At 52.2% G+C, this 16,273-nt stretch carries 16 protein-coding genes; 7 read left to right on the top strand and 9 right to left on the bottom strand.

Annotated elements, in window-relative coordinates; all coding sequences use genetic code 11:
• Positions 1-46 precede the first annotated feature (46 nt).
• Entirely contained in the window at positions 47-1,345 is a 1,299-nt protein-coding gene (locus tag SK35_RS06250) for an MFS transporter (protein WP_008785510.1), read from the top strand.
• On the opposite strand, the gene SK35_RS06255 is transcribed toward SK35_RS06250, so the two are convergent.
• From SK35_RS06255 to trxC, 5 genes are all read right to left on the bottom strand, one after another.
• Positions 1,342-1,677, bottom strand: a complete 336-nt coding sequence (locus tag SK35_RS06255) for a YfiM family lipoprotein (protein ID WP_153687927.1) — start codon at positions 1,675-1,677, stop codon at positions 1,342-1,344. The genes SK35_RS06250 and SK35_RS06255 overlap by 4 nt on opposite strands.
• Positions 1,678-1,709: 32 nt before the next feature.
• Entirely contained in the window at positions 1,710-3,065 is a 1,356-nt protein-coding gene (pssA, locus tag SK35_RS06260; RefSeq protein WP_003835350.1) for a CDP-diacylglycerol--serine O-phosphatidyltransferase, read from the bottom strand.
• 114 nt (positions 3,066-3,179) lie between these two features.
• The gene (locus SK35_RS06270; protein WP_048215757.1) at positions 3,180-5,840 is read right to left on the bottom strand and encodes a bifunctional acetate--CoA ligase family protein/GNAT family N-acetyltransferase; all 2,661 of its coding nucleotides are present in this window, start codon (positions 5,838-5,840) and stop codon (positions 3,180-3,182) included.
• A gap of 36 nt (positions 5,841-5,876) precedes the next feature.
• Complete coding sequence (tapT, locus tag SK35_RS06275) at positions 5,877-6,575, bottom strand: tRNA-uridine aminocarboxypropyltransferase (protein ID WP_003835347.1); 699 nt, start codon at positions 6,573-6,575, stop codon at positions 5,877-5,879.
• Between the two features lie 69 nt (positions 6,576-6,644).
• The gene (gene trxC / locus SK35_RS06280; protein ID WP_008785506.1) at positions 6,645-7,064 is read right to left on the bottom strand and encodes a thioredoxin TrxC; all 420 of its coding nucleotides are present in this window, start codon (positions 7,062-7,064) and stop codon (positions 6,645-6,647) included.
• A 207-nt stretch (positions 7,065-7,271) separates the two neighbouring features.
• Between trxC and SK35_RS06285 the strand changes: the two genes are divergently transcribed.
• Positions 7,272-8,351: a tRNA/rRNA methyltransferase gene (locus tag SK35_RS06285; protein WP_048215758.1), complete on the top strand. Its 1,080-nt coding sequence runs from the start codon at positions 7,272-7,274 to the stop codon at positions 8,349-8,351.
• 33 nt (positions 8,352-8,384) lie between these two features.
• Here the strand turns inward: SK35_RS06285 and ung are convergent, their stop codons facing one another.
• A complete protein-coding gene (gene ung, locus SK35_RS06290) occupies positions 8,385-9,074 on the bottom strand; it encodes a uracil-DNA glycosylase (protein WP_008785504.1) in 690 nt (229 codons plus the stop codon).
• Between the two features lie 317 nt (positions 9,075-9,391).
• On the opposite strand from ung, the gene grcA reads away from it, so the two are divergent.
• Positions 9,392-9,775 (top strand): autonomous glycyl radical cofactor GrcA, encoded by a 384-nt coding sequence (gene grcA / locus SK35_RS06295; RefSeq protein ID WP_003037563.1) that lies wholly within the window; start codon positions 9,392-9,394, stop codon positions 9,773-9,775.
• 79 nt (positions 9,776-9,854) lie between these two features.
• On the opposite strand, the gene eamB is transcribed toward grcA, so the two are convergent.
• On the bottom strand, positions 9,855-10,442 hold the full coding sequence (gene eamB, locus SK35_RS06300) for a cysteine/O-acetylserine transporter (RefSeq protein ID WP_048215759.1): 588 nt from the start codon (positions 10,440-10,442) through the stop codon (positions 9,855-9,857).
• A 102-nt stretch (positions 10,443-10,544) separates the two neighbouring features.
• On the opposite strand from eamB, the gene SK35_RS06305 reads away from it, so the two are divergent.
• Complete coding sequence (locus SK35_RS06305) at positions 10,545-11,441, top strand: LysR family transcriptional regulator (RefSeq protein ID WP_103015202.1); 897 nt, start codon at positions 10,545-10,547, stop codon at positions 11,439-11,441.
• Between the two features lie 17 nt (positions 11,442-11,458).
• Here the strand turns inward: SK35_RS06305 and srmB are convergent, their stop codons facing one another.
• Entirely contained in the window at positions 11,459-12,787 is a 1,329-nt protein-coding gene (gene srmB / locus SK35_RS06310) for an ATP-dependent RNA helicase SrmB (protein WP_003835340.1), read from the bottom strand.
• Positions 12,788-12,917: 130 nt separating this feature from the next.
• Here srmB and trmN point away from each other — a divergent pair, with 130 nt between their 5' ends.
• Complete coding sequence (gene trmN / locus SK35_RS06315) at positions 12,918-13,655, top strand: tRNA(1)(Val) (adenine(37)-N(6))-methyltransferase TrmN (RefSeq protein ID WP_048215761.1); 738 nt, start codon at positions 12,918-12,920, stop codon at positions 13,653-13,655.
• Here the strand turns inward: trmN and nadB are convergent.
• Positions 13,640-15,262, bottom strand: a complete 1,623-nt coding sequence (nadB, locus tag SK35_RS06320; protein ID WP_003037572.1) for an L-aspartate oxidase — start codon at positions 15,260-15,262, stop codon at positions 13,640-13,642. The genes trmN and nadB overlap by 16 nt on opposite strands.
• Before the next feature lie 263 nt (positions 15,263-15,525).
• Here nadB and rseD point away from each other — a divergent pair, with 263 nt between their 5' ends.
• Positions 15,526-15,690, top strand: coding sequence for a rpoE leader peptide RseD (rseD, locus tag SK35_RS06325; RefSeq protein ID WP_122973798.1), 165 nt, complete (start codon positions 15,526-15,528; stop codon positions 15,688-15,690).
• Positions 15,687-16,262, top strand: a complete 576-nt coding sequence (gene rpoE, locus SK35_RS06330) for an RNA polymerase sigma factor RpoE (RefSeq protein ID WP_003037573.1) — start codon at positions 15,687-15,689, stop codon at positions 16,260-16,262. The genes rseD and rpoE overlap by 4 nt, the downstream gene beginning before the upstream one ends.
• Positions 16,263-16,273 lie beyond the last annotated feature (11 nt).

A 16,273-nucleotide genomic window follows, 5' to 3' on the forward strand; every position in this document is an offset into this window, starting at 1 on the left:
CCATCATTGATAAATTCACGCGATTGTTGGCAGGGGTACAATTCTAATGGCTGATAGTAGTGTAACTGAGAACGGGGCGCTGGCAGACGGCGATACCCGCCGTCGTATATGGGCGATTGTCGGAGCATCATCAGGGAATCTGGTCGAATGGTTTGATTTCTATATCTATTCATTCTGCTCTCTTTATTTTGCTCATATCTTTTTTCCATCAGGAAATACCACCACACAACTCTTACAAACCGCCGGCGTTTTTGCCGCTGGCTTCTTGATGCGACCAATTGGAGGCTGGCTGTTTGGCCGTATCGCGGATAAGCACGGGCGTAAAAAGTCAATGTTGCTGTCCGTTTGTATGATGTGCATGGGATCGTTGGTGATCGCTTGTCTACCGGGATATGAAACTATCGGTACCTGGGCGCCTGCGCTATTACTGCTGGCAAGGCTATTCCAGGGGTTATCTGTCGGTGGTGAATACGGAACCAGCGCGACCTATATGAGTGAAGTCGCCGTTGAAGGTAAGAAAGGTTTTTATGCTTCATTCCAGTACGTAACGTTAATCGGCGGACAGTTACTGGCATTACTGGTTGTGGTCATATTACAGCACACGTTAGAAGACTCAGCGCTCAGAGAGTGGGGTTGGCGTATTCCATTTGCGTTGGGCGCCGTGCTGGCTATTGTTGCGCTATGGCTGCGTCGCCAACTGGATGAAACCTCGAAACAGGATGTTCGCGCGCTGAAAGAAGCGGGTTCCCTGAAAGGTCTGTGGCGTAATCGCAAAGCTTTTGTCATGGTGCTTGGTTTTACCGCCGCGGGATCATTGTGTTTTTATACGTTCACAACCTATATGCAGAAGTACCTGGTTAATACAGCCGGTATGCATGCCAACGTAGCCAGTGGGATTATGACGGCGGCACTGTGTGTGTTCATGCTGGTACAACCGCTGTTCGGCGCCTTGTCTGATAAAATTGGCCGACGTACTTCAATGCTGTGTTTTGGCGCGTTGGCCGCGATTTTCACCGTTCCCATTCTGACAGCATTGCAAAGCGTAACATCCCCGTATATGGCGTTTGCTCTGGTGATGTGTGCTCTGCTAATCGTCAGTTTCTATACGTCAATTAGCGGTATTCTGAAGGCCGAAATGTTCCCGGCACAGGTACGCGCTCTAGGGGTCGGCTTATCTTATGCGGTGGCCAATGCGTTGTTTGGCGGTTCAGCCGAATATGTCGCGTTGTCCCTGAAGTCTGTCGGTATGGAAACGACATTCTTCTGGTACGTCACTGCGCTGGCAGTCGTTGCGTTTTTAGTATCGCTAATGCTGCATGGGAAAGGGAAAGGTCTGCGTCTCTAGTAATGTGCCAGTTGCCAGACCGCATAGCCGGTAGATGCGCCTGCAACATCCCAGGCGAAGTCCTTCCAGCTCCAGCCGCTCCCAGCGGGACGGCTGTCCCACAGCTCTTTTGACGCGCCCAGACTGACTGAGAACATCAGGCCGATAGCCGCACTGCGATCGCGGCTGTTGCCCTGATGTTGGGCATATTCATTGCCGGCTGCGGCAAGCATGGCGGAGGCGATGAAGTGTTGAGCTTTGTCTTGCCCGCTCCACTGGTCGTTAGCCATATGGCTGCAGCCCGAAATGGCAAGGATACTGGTAAGAATGAACAGGCGCACCGTTGCCTCCATATGAAAAACCCCGTCACTGGACGGGGTCTTGATTACAGAATACGGCTAATTAATCTGTCGATACGAATACGGCGTAGTCGACGGATGAGCTTACGCACTTTGACTGGATAGTCAGCAATGCTTTGCAGGTCGCGATAGTGCTTAACGACGGTAGTATGCGTACGGATAAGCTCCAGCTCTTTATCGCGCTGAGGGGTGAGCTCTTGCTTAGGATCGTGAATAAGGATGGCGTTTTCCAGATCCAGACGCCAGGCGCGAGGGTTAAGGTTGTTGCCGGTGAGCAGCATCCATTTATCATCAACCCACATACCTTTCAGATGATAGGTGTTGTCATCATCTTTCCATAGGCGTACGACCAGCTGGTCGGTATTCACGTAATACTGCAATCTGCTCAAGAAACGGCGCAGATTGATTTCATACAGATAAGGCAGCGCACCGATGATCTTGAATGGCTCATCTTCCGGGATGAAAAAGTCGTTGGCGGTTTTATCACCGACAATGATTTCAACCTTTTTCCCTTCACGCAGCAGTTGAATGATATTGCGCACCAGTATGGCGGGAAGGTTGAAATAAGGGGTACAGATTGTAAGCTTGTGCTCCGCGCAGGGCATAAGATGGAAAATGGTCTTATTTAACAGACTGGATTTCCCAAGGCCCACCAGAGGCGTAACCGAAAGCTGTTCGTTATCAGCATCACCCTGAAAATGGAATGACGCATCGCGCAGTTCCTGACGGTACAGGCGGATGTCGTTTTTAATTTCTGGGCTTTTAGGGCGGTTGATATCATCAAGACGGTTAACGCCGCGACCGTTCATCAGGTTTTGCGTCACCCAATCGAACATGATATCGGCCATTTGCGCGTTGCGAATCAACTGATAACGGTCATAGCGATATTTATCATGCTGATGCAGGTAAACATCGTTCAGACTGGCCCCGCTGTACAGGACGCTGTCATCAATGATAAAGCCTTTGAAATGCAGGACGCCAAGCGCTTCACGGGTGTTAATCGGGACACCGTAGACAGGAATATCGATACCAGGGTTTTCTTGCGCCATTCGGCAATACCAATCAGCATTGGTATTGGATGCCGCAGCACCAATACGACCGCGCTGGGCTCGGTGCCAGTCGACAAGCACCCGGACATCCAGCTCAGGACGCTGCCGTTTTGCCGCATAGAGAGCGTCAAGTATGCCTTTACCACCGTCATCCTGTTCCAGGTACAGCGCAATAATGCAGATCCGTCGCGTCGCGCTGGCTATTTTTTCCAGCAGAGTCTCCCTGAAATTAGCGGGAGCATAAAAGAAATCTACATCATCAACTGACTGAGAAATCTTGGGTAGTTGGGCAAGGTGTTGTTGATGTTTATTACGCTTAAATTTTGACAACATCACAGTGCATTTCTTCTCTGTTCATTGAAGGGTCCTCTGTGCTATGCAGACGACATAAGCGGGCAATGATACCACCAGTACCCATTAATGTGGTCAACATTTCCAGTACCTTACTCACGATTCCTCACATTGGGCCAGATTAAGCGTTAACCCAACAATTCCCTCTTCGAACTGGACGTCAACAACAAACCCGAGCTTTCGGGCCAGGGCGACCATCCCACGATTGTTCGGCATCGTAATACCATTCAAACGTATAAGTCCGTGATCTCGAGTATAGGCAATTAATTTTTCCATCAATCGGCGACCCAGTCCAAGCCCTTTGAGATCGGAACGAACCAGTACGGCAAACTCAGCGTCTACGTTATCAGGATCCGAGATTGCTCGCGTTACGCCGAGGATCTCTTCGTGATTATCTTTACAACGCACCGCAACAAAGGCCATTTCCCGATCGTAGTCGATCTGCGTCATATTAGCTAAATCTTCGTGGGTAAATTCGTTGATCTCACTGAAATAGCGATAATAAAGATCTTCTTTTGTCACCTGAGAAATGAACTGCTGAAGATGAGGTTCATCCTCCGGCAAAATGGGGCGGAACAGACAGCGCTCGCCGTTCTTCAACTCCACCCACTCTTCAAGCTGATGAGGGTAGGGACGTACAGCCAGTCTGCTTTCGTTATCTCCCGTGAAAGGGGCAATATCCAGCGTAACGTCCAGCGCGGTAAATTCTCCGGCCGAGGCCAGCAGCGGATGAATATCCAGACGCTGAATTTCCGGGCAATCGACGATCAGGTTGGAGACCTGCACCAGAAGTTGGCTCAACCCGGCGATATCCAAAGGGCGCAGTGCGCTGCGCGCGCGGATCTTTTTATTTTTGATCCCCTGGATCACCAGATAACGCGCCAGATTCATGTTCAATGGCGGCAATGCCACCACGGCTTGCTCTTCCGGTCGCCACTCAACACCACCTTCACCCAGCATAATCAACGGGCCAAATACCGGGTCGTGTTCAACGACAACGCGAAGCTCCTGAGCGCCGGCGCGATTCGCCATACTTTGCACTAATAAGCCGTGAATGCGTGCCTGCGGCCAGGCCATTTTTACCCGATCGAAAATTGCATTGGCGGCCTGCTGCACTTCAGTGGCTGTACGCAGGTAGAGCATCACCCCCTGAACTTCTGATTTATGCGGAATATCAGGAGAACGCAGCTTGAGCGCCACCGGGTAGCCGATTTGCTCCGCGATGTGTACGGCTTCCGCGCTGTCGCTGGCGATCCACGTTGGCAGCGTGTGTAAGCCATAAGCCTGTAAAATCGGCTGCACTTCATGGGTATCAAGCGATGTCGCTCCTTCAGCAATCGCCCGCTGTAACAGATTATGCGCTTCGGCGGTGTTGGAGGTCAGGCTGTCAGGCAGCGCAGGCGTTTCCCGTAGCTGCTTCTGGTTTCGCCGATACTCCACCATATGCATAAATGCGGTGATGGTACCTTCCGGCGTGCGGTAGGTGGGCAGTCCGGCTTCGCTAAACAGTCTGCGGGCTTCCTGAGAGGAAAACTCTCCGCACCAGTTGGTCAGCAACGAGACGAATTTTCCTCGGGGGTGATGCTTTACCGCTTCAATCAATGCCAGTGCGCTTTCGGTTCCGGGAGCGGCTGCGCTGGGTGAATGAATCACCATCAGCGCGTCAAAATCCTGGCTGGCGAGCAAAATATCCAGCGTCTTAACGTAGTGTTCGCTGCTGGCGTCATCACGCAGATCCAGCGGGTTGGCGATATCAACATGTTCAGGCAATGCATCGCGTAATTTCTGGCAGGTGTCTTCACTCAACGTCGCCAACTTGCCATTTTTTGACCACAGTTCATCTAATGCCAGTGCGGCAGGCGCGGCCCCATTGCTGATGATCATCAGCCTGTCGCCACGTAGTGGACGCATGTGGCTCAGGGTTTCGACCGCCGAAAACAGCTCGTGAGTGTCTTGCACGCGTAATAAACCGGCACGCTGAATAGCGGCATCCCACGCAGGGTCCATCCCGGCGCTGGTATGCAGTAAACGCTGCGCCGCTGGACTACGACCGCTCTTAATCACCAGAATAGGTTTATTGCGCGAGGCGCTGCGGGCGGCGGAAACAAAGCGTCGGGCATCACTTAAATGTTCGAGATACAGCAATATCGCGCTGGTTTTGCTGTCGCGCGCCAGGTAATCCAGCAGCTCATCAACGTCGATATCCTGGCTATCACCCAGCGCGATAAAGTAAGAAAAGCCCATTTCTCTCTGCTGTGCCCAGTCGAGTATGGTGTTGGATACGGCGGCGGATTGAGAGATAAAAGCCAGCTTGCCGCGCTTAATCGGGACGGGGGAAAAGCTGGCGTTAAGCCCTTGCCAGGGCGCGAGAAGTCCCAGGCTGTTGGGGCCCAGCAAACGTATGTTGTAGCGTGATGCGCAGGCCAGCAGCTCTGCGTGCTGCGCCGCGGGAGCTGAGAGAATAATGCAGGTTTTACAGCCTTTCTCGCCAAGCGCTTCGAGTAACGCCAGGTTACGGCTGGCATTGGTGCACAACACGGCGAGATCCGGGCTAAAGGGCAGGCTGTTGATATTGGGCCATGCCAGTACGCCCAGCACCGCTTTCCATGCGGGCGTCACCGGTAAAACAGGCCCATTGAAACCGCCGGCAAGCAGGTTACGCATCATCAGGTAACCCGCGCGATTAGGCTTCATTGACGCCCCAATCACCGCAATGGATTTCGGTCGCAGTAGTGCTTCCAGACCACGCTGACTCATATCGGCTTCCTTAATGACACCAGTGACCGAATGATTTTAAACGTTTTCTGATGAATCTGCTGTGACGCTTCCCTGATGTTGAGTTTTTCCTGCCAGGTAGCGGGTTTTAAAGCGAGTGAAATGATCGCTTAACCCTTCTGCGGCTTGCGTATCTCCCGCCAGATCCAACAAGGCGATGGCCACTTCGGCAGTGCAATATTGCCCTTCAGCGTGAACGCCACGCAGGTGGTAAGCTGAAAGGCGTGATAAATCAACGGAGATCACCGGTAGGTTATCGAGGTACGGGCTTTTGCGGAACATTTTACGCGCCTCAGGCCAGGTACCGTCGAGCATGATAAACAATGGTGGCTTACCGGCTGGTGGCGTGAAAATCACTTCACGCTCTTCACCCGCATAGGAGGCCGGGAATACAACCATCGGCTGGTAATCTGGATTTTTCACCAGTTCCAACAGCGCCTGCGGCGGCTCGGTGCGTGACCACTGAAAAGCCGTGGTATCGGGCAGAATATCAGCAATCAAACGCCCCGTGTTGCTGGGCTTCATCGGCTCGGTATCAAACATCACCAGACAAAAGCGACTTTTTGCCTCAGAGGGTGCCAGCGTTGCGCACAAGCAGAGTTTCTGCGGCAGCAGGCAGCGCTGACAGCGGCGGACGCGATTACCTCGGGCAAGGAAAGGACGCGTGGCGCGCGCGAGGCGCTCAGCGCGTAACTGAAGAACAGCGTTATCGGTCATGGGGAAACACGTTGAAAAACGCTATTGTCGCAGAGGTGAAAACGGGGCACAAGATGCGCCCCGTATAGATTATAATGATTCGTTAAGCCAGCTATCAAACGGGGCTTTTGGTACAGCGCCGTTAAGCATGTCGACGATTTCCCCTTTTTTGAAAATCATAATGGTCGGAATGCTGCGGATACCGAAACGGGCGCTGAGTTCACGCTCGGCTTCCGTATTCACTTTAACAAAACGCACTTTACCGCTACGCTCTTCCGCGACATCTTCAAAAATCGGGGCGAAGTTACGACATGGACCACACCAGGGGGCCCAAAAGTCAACGACCACCGGGAGATCGTCTTTTAACAGTTTATCCAGTGTCTCACCGGTCGCATTGATCACCTCCCCATCAAACAGGTCGTGACCACAGCGTCCGCATTTAGCCGCTTCCTGGACACGATCGTCGGGGATGCGGTTGATAGCCTGGCAGCTGGTACAAACGGTATTCATAACTAACCTCTGGATGAGTGGAGTGGACTTCACGGCAGGAACGCCAGTATGTTTCTATTATGTTACATATTATCGGGGAGTCTGTTCTAAACAACAATGCGTTTTATTCAATGAGTACAATAGTCCTTAGCTTTTAAATGAAATAATGGCTAACGACGTGCACATCGGGTAATCTGCGCGCTTCGCGCAGAGCAGGTGGAGAAAAACATGAGCGACGAACTGAAGAACAAAAACGGCAAGGTCAAAGTGATGTACGTCCGCAGTGACGATGACTCGGATAAACGCACCCAAAATCCACGTACTGGCAAAGGCGGTGGTCGCCCCGGTACTTCCCGAGCCGAAGGCGGTCGTCGCCCTGCCCGTGATGACCGAAAGGGTCCGAACAGCGAACGCGGTCGTGAACGTGGTCGTGACCGCGATGTAGAACGTGACCGCAGACGTGAAGATTCACCGTGGCGTACCGTGTCCCGCGCACCGAATGATGACGCAGCGGATAAAGCCGATCACGGCGGTATTAGCGGTAAGAGCTTTATCGATCCTGAAGTATTACGCCGTCAGCGTGCGGAAGAAACCCGCGTTTACGGTGAGAATGCCTGTCAGGCTCTGTTCCAGAGTCGTCCGGACGCCATCGTCCGCGCCTGGTTTGTTCAGAGCATAACCCCGCGCTTTAAAGAAGCATTACGCTGGATGGCGGCAAACCGCAAAGCCTATCACGTGGTTGACGAAGCCGAGCTGGCGAAAGCCTCTGGCACTGAACACCATGGTGGCGTCTGTTTCCTGATCAAAAAACGTAACGGTACTACCGTTACGCAGTGGGTCGGTCAGGCAGGGGCGCAGGATTGCGTGCTGGCACTGGAAGATATCGCTAACCCGCATAACCTGGGCGGCATGATGCGTAGCTGCGCCCACTTCGGTGTGAAAGGCGTAGTGGTTCAGGATGCGGCGCTGCTGGAATCAGGTGCGGCCATCCGTACCGCTGAAGGTGGTGCAGAGCACGTTCAGCCGATTACCGGCGACAGCATTGTTGATGTGCTGGACGACTTCCGCCAGGCGGGTTACACGGTTGTGATGACCTCAAGCGCGAAAGGCAAACCGCTGTTTACTACCACGCTGCCGGAAAAAATGGTGCTGGTATTAGGGCGTGAGCGTGAAGCTCTGCCAGAAGCAGCATGCTCAGCCGACGATTTGTGCATAGCGATTGACGGCACTGGCAAGGTAGAAACGCTCAACGTTTCTGTGGCAACAGGCGTGCTGCTCGCGGAGTGGTGGCGTCAGAACAAAGCCTGATAATAAAAATGCCAGCGAATCGCTGGCATTTTTTTACTCGCTTTCTGCGGGTAATACCGGCATCCAGTCAATTGGCTTTTCACCTCGTTGTTCCAGCCATTCATTCGCCAGTACAAAGTGATTGCAGCCAAAGAAACCGCGATGCGCAGAGAGCGGTGATGGGTGGGGCGCTTTCAACACATGGTGACGCTGCGTATCAATAATCGCGCCTTTCTTCTGTGCGTGAGAACCCCAGAGCAGGAAAACCACGCCTTCCCGATGTTGGTTAATCAGGCTGATGACTTTATCGGTAAATGTTTCCCATCCAAGGCTGGCGTGAGAATGCGCCTGACCGGCGCGGACGGTGAGTACGGTGTTGAGTAACAGTACCCCCTGGCGTGCCCAGCTTTCCAGATATCCGTGCGTTGGGCGCGTGAAACCTGGAATCGTTGCCTCCAGCTCTTTGTACATGTTCAGCAACGAGGGGGGAGTGGCAATGCCGGGGCGAACAGAGAACGCGAGACCGTGTGCCTGGCCTGGACCGTGGTAAGGATCCTGACCCAGGATAACGACTTTCACGTCACCAAGCTCGGTAAAGCGAAAAGCGTTAAACACATCTTTTTGCGGCGGATAAATTGTCATACCTGACTGACGCTCGCCGGCAACAGTATGCAGTGTGTTAACAAAATAAGGCTGCTGTTTCTCTTCAGCCAGCACATCGTGCCAGGTTAATTCGGTGGCCATCTCGCTCTCCTGCGAATTTTCAATCCCCCTAGCTTAACTGCTTCTTTCGACGTCGCAAAATTCTGTACGTTACTCAATGGTCTACCCCTTAAAGATAGTTGAAAATTTATGTAAAAAGTTTAGCTGCGCACATAGCGTAAGTTGATGTAAAACAATAAAATCAACCTATCACCACTTTTCATGTGTGGTTTTTATTGATTTAAATCAAAGATTCAAGGGTGTGTGAGGGGTATATATACACTCAAGCAACAATGGTTTTACCAATTGGCCGGATGACGGCCAACCGAGATCAAATAATTTTGCCGGGGAGGCATCAAATGATTACAGGTATCCAGATTACTAAAGCTGCAAACGACGACCTGCTGAACTCTTTCTGGCTGCTGGACAGCGAAAAAGGCGAAGCTCGCTGCATCGTTGCGAAAGCAGGTTTCAATGCTGATGAAGTCGTTGCAGTCAGCAAACTGGGCGAAATCGAATACCGTGAAGTACCGGTAGACGTACAGCCGGAAGTCCGCGTGGAAGGTGGTCAGCACCTGAACGTGAACGTTCTGCGTCGCGAAACGCTGGAAGATGCAGTTAAGCATCCGGAAAAATATCCGCAGCTGACCATCCGTGTTTCGGGTTATGCAGTGCGTTTCAACTCTCTGACCCCAGAACAGCAGCGCGACGTTATTGCTCGTACCTTTACTGAGAGCCTGTAAGGCTCACGGGGAATAACCCCGTTTAGCAGAGAATCAAAAAGCGGAAGATGCCAGTGCGTCTTCCGCTTTTTTGCATCTGTTAGTAAAAGATCCTCACCGCGCAATACACCAACAGCAGCGCCAGAATGATATTCAACTGTCGACCGTAATGGCGAAAAACGCGCTGAAAAAGATGGCCCGCCAGCGCCCAGCAGGCATTCCCGAAGGTGCCTATCAGCGCTAACAGAATACTTACCCCAATCAGCCAGTGGGCGTCCTGAGTGTACGGTAATACAAACGTGGATAACGCGGTAATGCCGTATAAAATGATTTTCACGTTAACAAACTGCAAGCCAAAACTTGCCCAGAAGCTAATCGGCTCTGACTGCAATCGAGCGTTCGAGGTCGGGCTGGTGGCGATCTTCAGCGCCAGCCACAGGATATAAGCGGCCCCAGCCCAACTAAGCCAATGGATGATGGCTGGATCCATGACCGCCAGTGAAAATGAAATCCCGGCGCACATCAGCATGACGATTAAAAAGCCCAGACTCATTCCGGCCAGTACGCGTGTACTCTGACGAAAACCGTGTGACGTCGCGGCACTGAGCGCAAGGATGTTGTTTGGTCCGGGAGTTAGCGCGGTAATCAATGTATAGGTCCAGAATGCACTTAAAAGGGTGGGGGTCACTTGTTATCTCCTCTGTTTTGATAGACAGTACCCGAGATAAAACATTTAAAAAAATGAATGTTTTTGCATTCTGGATTCGATATTTTCGATGGGTTGATGCGGATGGATTTACGTCGGTTTATTACGCTAAAAACGGTGGTGGAAGAGGGCTCATTTCTGCGGGCATCACAAAAACTGTGCTGTACGCAATCAACGGTTACCTTTCATATTCAACAGCTTGAGCAAGAGCTTTCGGTGCAGTTGTTTGAAAAAATTGGTCGCCGGATGTGTCTCACCAGTGAGGGAAAACGGCTGATGCCGCTTATCCATGACCTGACGCGCGTGATGGCATCGATTCGACAGTCGGCACATCAGGATGCGCAGCCGAGCGGCGATCTACGTGTCGCAACAGGCGAAACGCTGCTGGCGTATAAAATGCCGCAGGTTTTACAGCGATTTAAACAACGTGCGCCTCATGTGCGGTTGTCTTTACAGTCGCTCAACTGTTATGTCATTCGCGATGCGTTGCTCAGTGACGAGGTCGATCTGGGGGTCTTTTATCGGGTGGGTAATGACGATGCCCTGGAGTTGATGCCGCTTGGCGATCAGTCACTGGCATTAGTTGCTTCGCCACTGCTTCAGCACGTTGATTTTACTCAGCATAACCAGCACATTCCCTGCAGTTTTATCATTAATGAGCCGCAATGTATTTTCAGACAACGCTTCGAGGGGCTATTGCGTAAACGACAGATTACGCTGGAAAATACCATTGAGTTATGGAGCATTGAAAGCATTAAGCAGTGTGTATCGGCAAATCTTGGGATCAGCTTTTTACCGCGTTTTGCCGTCGAGAAGGAGTTACGTTCAGGGGCGTTGATTGAATTACCGTTCAGTGAACAACCTGAGTTAATTACGGCATTGTGTGGTTATCATGCCGGAAAAGTCGTTAGTCCGGCGATGCGGGTGTTTCTTGAGTGCATTGAAGAGAGTTTTGCATCACGTGAAAAAATGCCGGGCTAAATGGCCCGGCATTCGGTTTACTCTTTGTCGGACTGCTGGGTAGCAGCTCCGCTCGGCTTACGACGTTTGCCGATATTTTTGGCGTCGCGGTGACGTTTTTTCACCCGCGGCTTCTCTTTCTCTTTCGCCTTTTTCTCAGCGCGCTTCGCCAGCACTTTCTTGGATGGCTTACCGTTAGATTTCTCACTTGGCGCGCGCGTGGTTGGACGCAGTTCGTCAATGACGCGAGCTTTCAGCGGTTCGTCAATATAGCGGCTCGCTTTGCCGAGCAGCAGGTGGTCGTGCGCTTCAACCAAAGAGATCGCAGTGCCTTTACGGCCAGCACGACCGGTACGGCCAATACGGTGCAGATAGGCATCGCCACTGCGCGGCATGTCGAAGTTAAACACGTGGCTGACGTCAGGAATATCGATCCCGCGAGCGGCGACGTCGGTTGCTACCAGCACGTTCACACGACCATCGGTCAGGCGTTTGATCGCTTCGTTACGTTTGTTCTGCACCATCTCGCCTTCGAGATAGCAGTTATTAATGCCCGCCTGGCGCAGCCAGCCTGCCAGCTCGTGCACACGCTCACGTTTGCGTACGAAGACAATCGAGCGAGTCGCTTCCGGCTGTTTTAACAGGTGGATCAGCATGGCAGTTTTGTGCTCGATATCATCGGCACGGTAGTAAAACTGATGGATCTTCTTGCGTTCACGGGTGGACGGATCCGCTGAGACTTCGACCGGGTCTTCCAACAGACGCTCGGCAAAATCTTTAATCGCATCGCCTTCCAGCGTGGCGGAAAACAGCATGGTTTGTTTACGCCAGCGTGTTTCACCGGCGATATGCTCGATGTCCTGGGCAAAGCCCATGTCCAGCATACGGTCTGCTTCATCGAGAATTAGCGTTTCAACCGCATGGCAGTCGAAGTTTTCTTCTTTAATGTATTGCAGCAGACGACCCGTGGTGGCGACCACGATGTCCTGGTTTTCGCTAAAGACTTCCATGTGGTTCATGTAAGCCACGCCGCCGGTAATCGTAGCGATATCCAGATGTGTATTCTTCGCCAGCTCACGAGCGTGTTCGGCAACCTGCATCGCCAGTTCGCGCGTTGGAGTCAGGATTAAAATGCGCGGCGGACCAGATTTCTTGCGCGGGAAGTCGAGCAGGTGCTGCAACGCTGGCAGCAAATATGCCGCCGTTTTACCGGTGCCTGTCGGCGCAGAACCGAGTACATCACGGCCATCGAGCGCAGGCGGAATGGCGGCAGCCTGAATGGCGGTCGGGCGAGTGAAACCTTTTTCCTGGAGGGCATCCAGAAGGCTTTCATCGAGTTCAAGTTCGGAAAAAGTCGTTACAGTCATGTTCTACCTCTGAGTGGGGCGCTGATTATAGACGTTACGGCTGCAATCTTCATCTGTTTGTATGGATATACCTTCTCAGGTATTGTTTTTATCCTATGTTATCGTTTTTTTTCCAGGAAGGTTGTTCTTCATGCCCCAGTCTACATCCGTACTGAGACGTAATGGATTTACTTTTAAGCAGTTTTTTGTGGCACACGATCGCTGTGCAATGAAAGTCGGAACAGACGGCATTTTATTGGGGGCCTGGGCCCCCGTTGCGGGCGTAAAGCGGATCCTGGATATTGGTACCGGGAGTGGCCTGTTGGCGCTGATGTTGGCCCAGCGCACTGATGAAAACGTCATCATTGACGCCGTGGAGCTTGATGTCGATGCCGCGCAGCAGGCGCAGGAGAACATCGCGCAATCTCCGTGGATGCATCGCGTGAGTGTTCATACAGAAGATGCGCAGCAGTGGATACCGCGTCAGACCGTGCGTTTTGATTTGATAATCAGCAACCCCCCCTATTATGAACAGGGCGTGGAATGTGCTACACCGCAGCGCGAGCAGGCGCGCTATACCACCACGCTCGATCACCAGGCGTTGCTTACGCTGGCGGCGGACAGCATTACGGAAGAAGGTTTTTTTTGTGTAGTGCTGCCGGAACAGATTGGGAACGCGTTTACCCAGCAGGCATTAAGTATGGGCTGGCATCTGCGATTACGTACGGATGTAGCAGAAACGGAAGCCCGACTACCGCATCGGGTATTGCTGGCATTCTCCCCGCAGGCCGGGGAGTGCTTTAGCGACAGGCTGGTGATTCGTGGGCCAGACCAACGTTACTCTGAAGGTTACACGGCGCTGACCCAGGCGTTTTACCTGTTTATGTGATGACTTAGCGGCGAGAGAATGGACGGGCCGGCTTCTGGAAGCTGCTCTGGGTAATCCAGCGTGTAGTGCAGGCCCCGACTCTCTTTGCGCATCATTGCGCAGCGGACAATCAACTCGGCAACCTGCACCAGGTTACGCAGTTCCAGCAAATTGTTCGACACGCGGAAATGGGCGTAATACTCGTCGATTTCCTGTTGCAGCATGGTGATACGGCGCAGAGCGCGCTCCAGGCGCTTGGTCGTACGCACAATACCGACGTAATCCCACATAAACAGCCGCAGCTCATGCCAGTTATGCTGGATAACAACCAACTCATCCGGATTTTCTACCCGGCTTTCATCCCAGCCCGGGAGCGTGCTAACGCCGCGAGCATAAGGCATGCGCCTGTCGATATCTTCAGCCGCGGACCAGCCATAAACCAGACACTCCAGCAATGAGTTCGATGCCATCCGGTTGGCACCATGCAGGCCGGTGTAACTCACCTCGCCGATCGCATACAGCCCGTCGACATCGGTACGGCCAAAGTCATCCACCATCACACCGCCGCAGGTATAGTGCGCGGCAGGCACGATGGGAACCGGCTCTTTGGTTAAATCAATGCCCAATCCCAGCAACTTTTCATAAATCATCGGGAAATGCTGACGAACAAATTCTTCCGGCTTATGGCTGATATCGAGGAACATGCAATCTGCACCAAGGCGCTTCATTTCATGATCAATGGCGCGGGCGACAATATCGCGGGGAGCCAGTTCTCCACGTTCGTCAAAATCGGGCATAAAGCGTGAACCGTCCGGGCGCTTCAGGTGCGCGCCTTCGCCGCGCAGCGCTTCGGTCAGCAGAAAATTGCGCGCCTGCGGATGATACAGCGCTGTCGGGTGAAACTGGTTAAACTCCAGGTTGGCGACGCGGCATCCTGCGCGCCAGGCCATTGCAATTCCGTCACCCGAGGAAATATCCGGATTGGTGGTGTATTGATACACCTTTGACGCGCCGCCGGTGGCCAACACTACCGACTTCGCATGGCAGGTTTCGACGGCTTCTTTATTACGATTCCAGATCCATGCGCCGACAACCCGACGCGTTCCCGGCAGACCGATTTTATCGGAGACAATCAGGTCGACGGCGTTGCTACGCTCAAGAACTCGGATATTGGGGTGATTTTGTGCCTGGCTGACGAGTGTGGTTTCGACTTCTTTGCCGGTAGCATCCGCAGCGTGCAGGATGCGTCGATGGCTGTGACCGCCTTCACGGGTCAGGTGATAGCTCTCTTCGCCGTTAGGCTGAACCTGTGTATCAAATAAGACGCCCTGATCGATAAGCCATTGAACGCAGGTGCGGGCATTGCTGGCGACAAATTCAACCGCATGGCGATCGCACAGCCCGGCCCCGGCAATCAGCGTATCTTCAACGTGGGAGTCGATACTGTCGGTTTCATCGAAAACCGCGGCAATACCCCCCTGGGCATAAAATGTCGAGCCTTCGCTGACCGGCCCTTTGCTCAGGACAATAACCTGATGTTTTTCAGCCAGGCGCAGCGCCAGTGAGAGTCCGGCAGCTCCGCTGCCAATGATCAGCACGTCACAGGATAATTCAGGAGTCGTATTCATGATGTTTGTTTAATTTACTAAACAGTGTTTGGTCACCATAGCACCACATTGCGCGATACTGCACGTTTTATTTTTAAATGTGTTGCAATGACTAAACATGAAAGAAAAGCATGATGAGGGCGAAATAGGCATAAATATTTTGTGAAGCAGGCCGTTAGCATCAGATTATGTGATGAAATAAAGTGCCCGTTGGGTTACTCTGCAAGCGGTGAAATGGGCATTTCTGTACAGATAGTGCGTTGATCGGGTTATGTAGACTTATAATGAGAGATAAGACCTGTCTACAACATGACAAACAAAAAACAATGCGTAACGGAACTTTACGAAACTTGAGCACTCTAAGCATTTGCTTGCTCATAGTGAAGCTGATGGAGTGGCGTTTCGAAAGCGCGTGGAAATTTGGTTTGGGGAGACTTTACCTCGGATGAGCGAGCAGTTAACGGACCAGGTCCTGGTAGAACGGGTCCAGAAGGGAGATCAGAAAGCCTTTAACCTACTGGTAGTGCGCTATCAGCATAAGGTGGCGAGTCTGGTTTCTCGCTATGTACCGTCGGGTGATGTACCCGATGTAGTACAAGAAGCATTTATCAAAGCCTATCGTGCGCTGGACTCGTTCCGGGGAGATAGTGCTTTTTATACCTGGCTGTATCGTATTGCAGTCAATACAGCGAAGAATTACCTGGTCGCTCAGGGGCGTCGTCCACCTTCCAGTGATATTGATGCGATTGAAGCAGAAAATTACGAAAGTGGCGGAGCACTGAAAGAAATTTCGAACCCTGAGAACTTAATGTTGTCAGAAGAACTGAGACAGATAGTTTTCCGAACTATTGAGTCCCTCCCGGAAGATTTACGCATGGCAATAACCTTGCGGGAGCTGGATGGCCTGAGCTATGAAGAGATAGCCGCTATCATGGATTGTCCGGTAGGTACGGTGCGTTCACGTATCTTCCGAGCGAGGGAAGCTATTGATAATAAAGTTCAACCGCTTATCAGGCGTTGACGATAGCGGAA

The sequence above is a fragment of the Citrobacter sp. MGH105 genome (assembly GCF_001037485.2).
Taxonomy (GTDB): domain Bacteria; phylum Pseudomonadota; class Gammaproteobacteria; order Enterobacterales; family Enterobacteriaceae; genus Citrobacter; species Citrobacter portucalensis.

Excerpts from the sequence above, each read along its gene's own strand:
- SK35_RS06250 (WP_008785510.1), top strand. The coding sequence starts at position 47 with ATGGCTGATAGTAGTGTAACTGAGAACGGGGCGCTGGCAGACGGCGAT.
- SK35_RS06255 (WP_153687927.1), bottom strand. The coding sequence starts at position 1,677 with ATGGAGGCAACGGTGCGCCTGTTCATTCTTACCAGTATCCTTGCCATT.
- pssA (WP_003835350.1), bottom strand. The coding sequence starts at position 3,065 with ATGTTGTCAAAATTTAAGCGTAATAAACATCAACAACACCTTGCCCAA.
- SK35_RS06270 (WP_048215757.1), bottom strand. The coding sequence starts at position 5,840 with ATGAGTCAGCGTGGTCTGGAAGCACTACTGCGACCGAAATCCATTGCG.
- tapT (WP_003835347.1), bottom strand. The coding sequence starts at position 6,575 with ATGACCGATAACGCTGTTCTTCAGTTACGCGCTGAGCGCCTCGCGCGC.
- trxC (WP_008785506.1), bottom strand. The coding sequence starts at position 7,064 with ATGAATACCGTTTGTACCAGCTGCCAGGCTATCAACCGCATCCCCGAC.
- SK35_RS06285 (WP_048215758.1), top strand. The coding sequence starts at position 7,272 with ATGAGCGACGAACTGAAGAACAAAAACGGCAAGGTCAAAGTGATGTAC.
- ung (WP_008785504.1), bottom strand. The coding sequence starts at position 9,074 with ATGGCCACCGAATTAACCTGGCACGATGTGCTGGCTGAAGAGAAACAG.
- grcA (WP_003037563.1), top strand. The coding sequence starts at position 9,392 with ATGATTACAGGTATCCAGATTACTAAAGCTGCAAACGACGACCTGCTG.
- SK35_RS06305 (WP_103015202.1), top strand. The coding sequence starts at position 10,545 with ATGGATTTACGTCGGTTTATTACGCTAAAAACGGTGGTGGAAGAGGGC.
- srmB (WP_003835340.1), bottom strand. The coding sequence starts at position 12,787 with ATGACTGTAACGACTTTTTCCGAACTTGAACTCGATGAAAGCCTTCTG.
- trmN (WP_048215761.1), top strand. The coding sequence starts at position 12,918 with ATGCCCCAGTCTACATCCGTACTGAGACGTAATGGATTTACTTTTAAG.
- nadB (WP_003037572.1), bottom strand. The coding sequence starts at position 15,262 with ATGAATACGACTCCTGAATTATCCTGTGACGTGCTGATCATTGGCAGC.
- rseD (WP_122973798.1), top strand. The coding sequence starts at position 15,526 with ATGAGAGATAAGACCTGTCTACAACATGACAAACAAAAAACAATGCGT.
- rpoE (WP_003037573.1), top strand. The coding sequence starts at position 15,687 with ATGAGCGAGCAGTTAACGGACCAGGTCCTGGTAGAACGGGTCCAGAAG.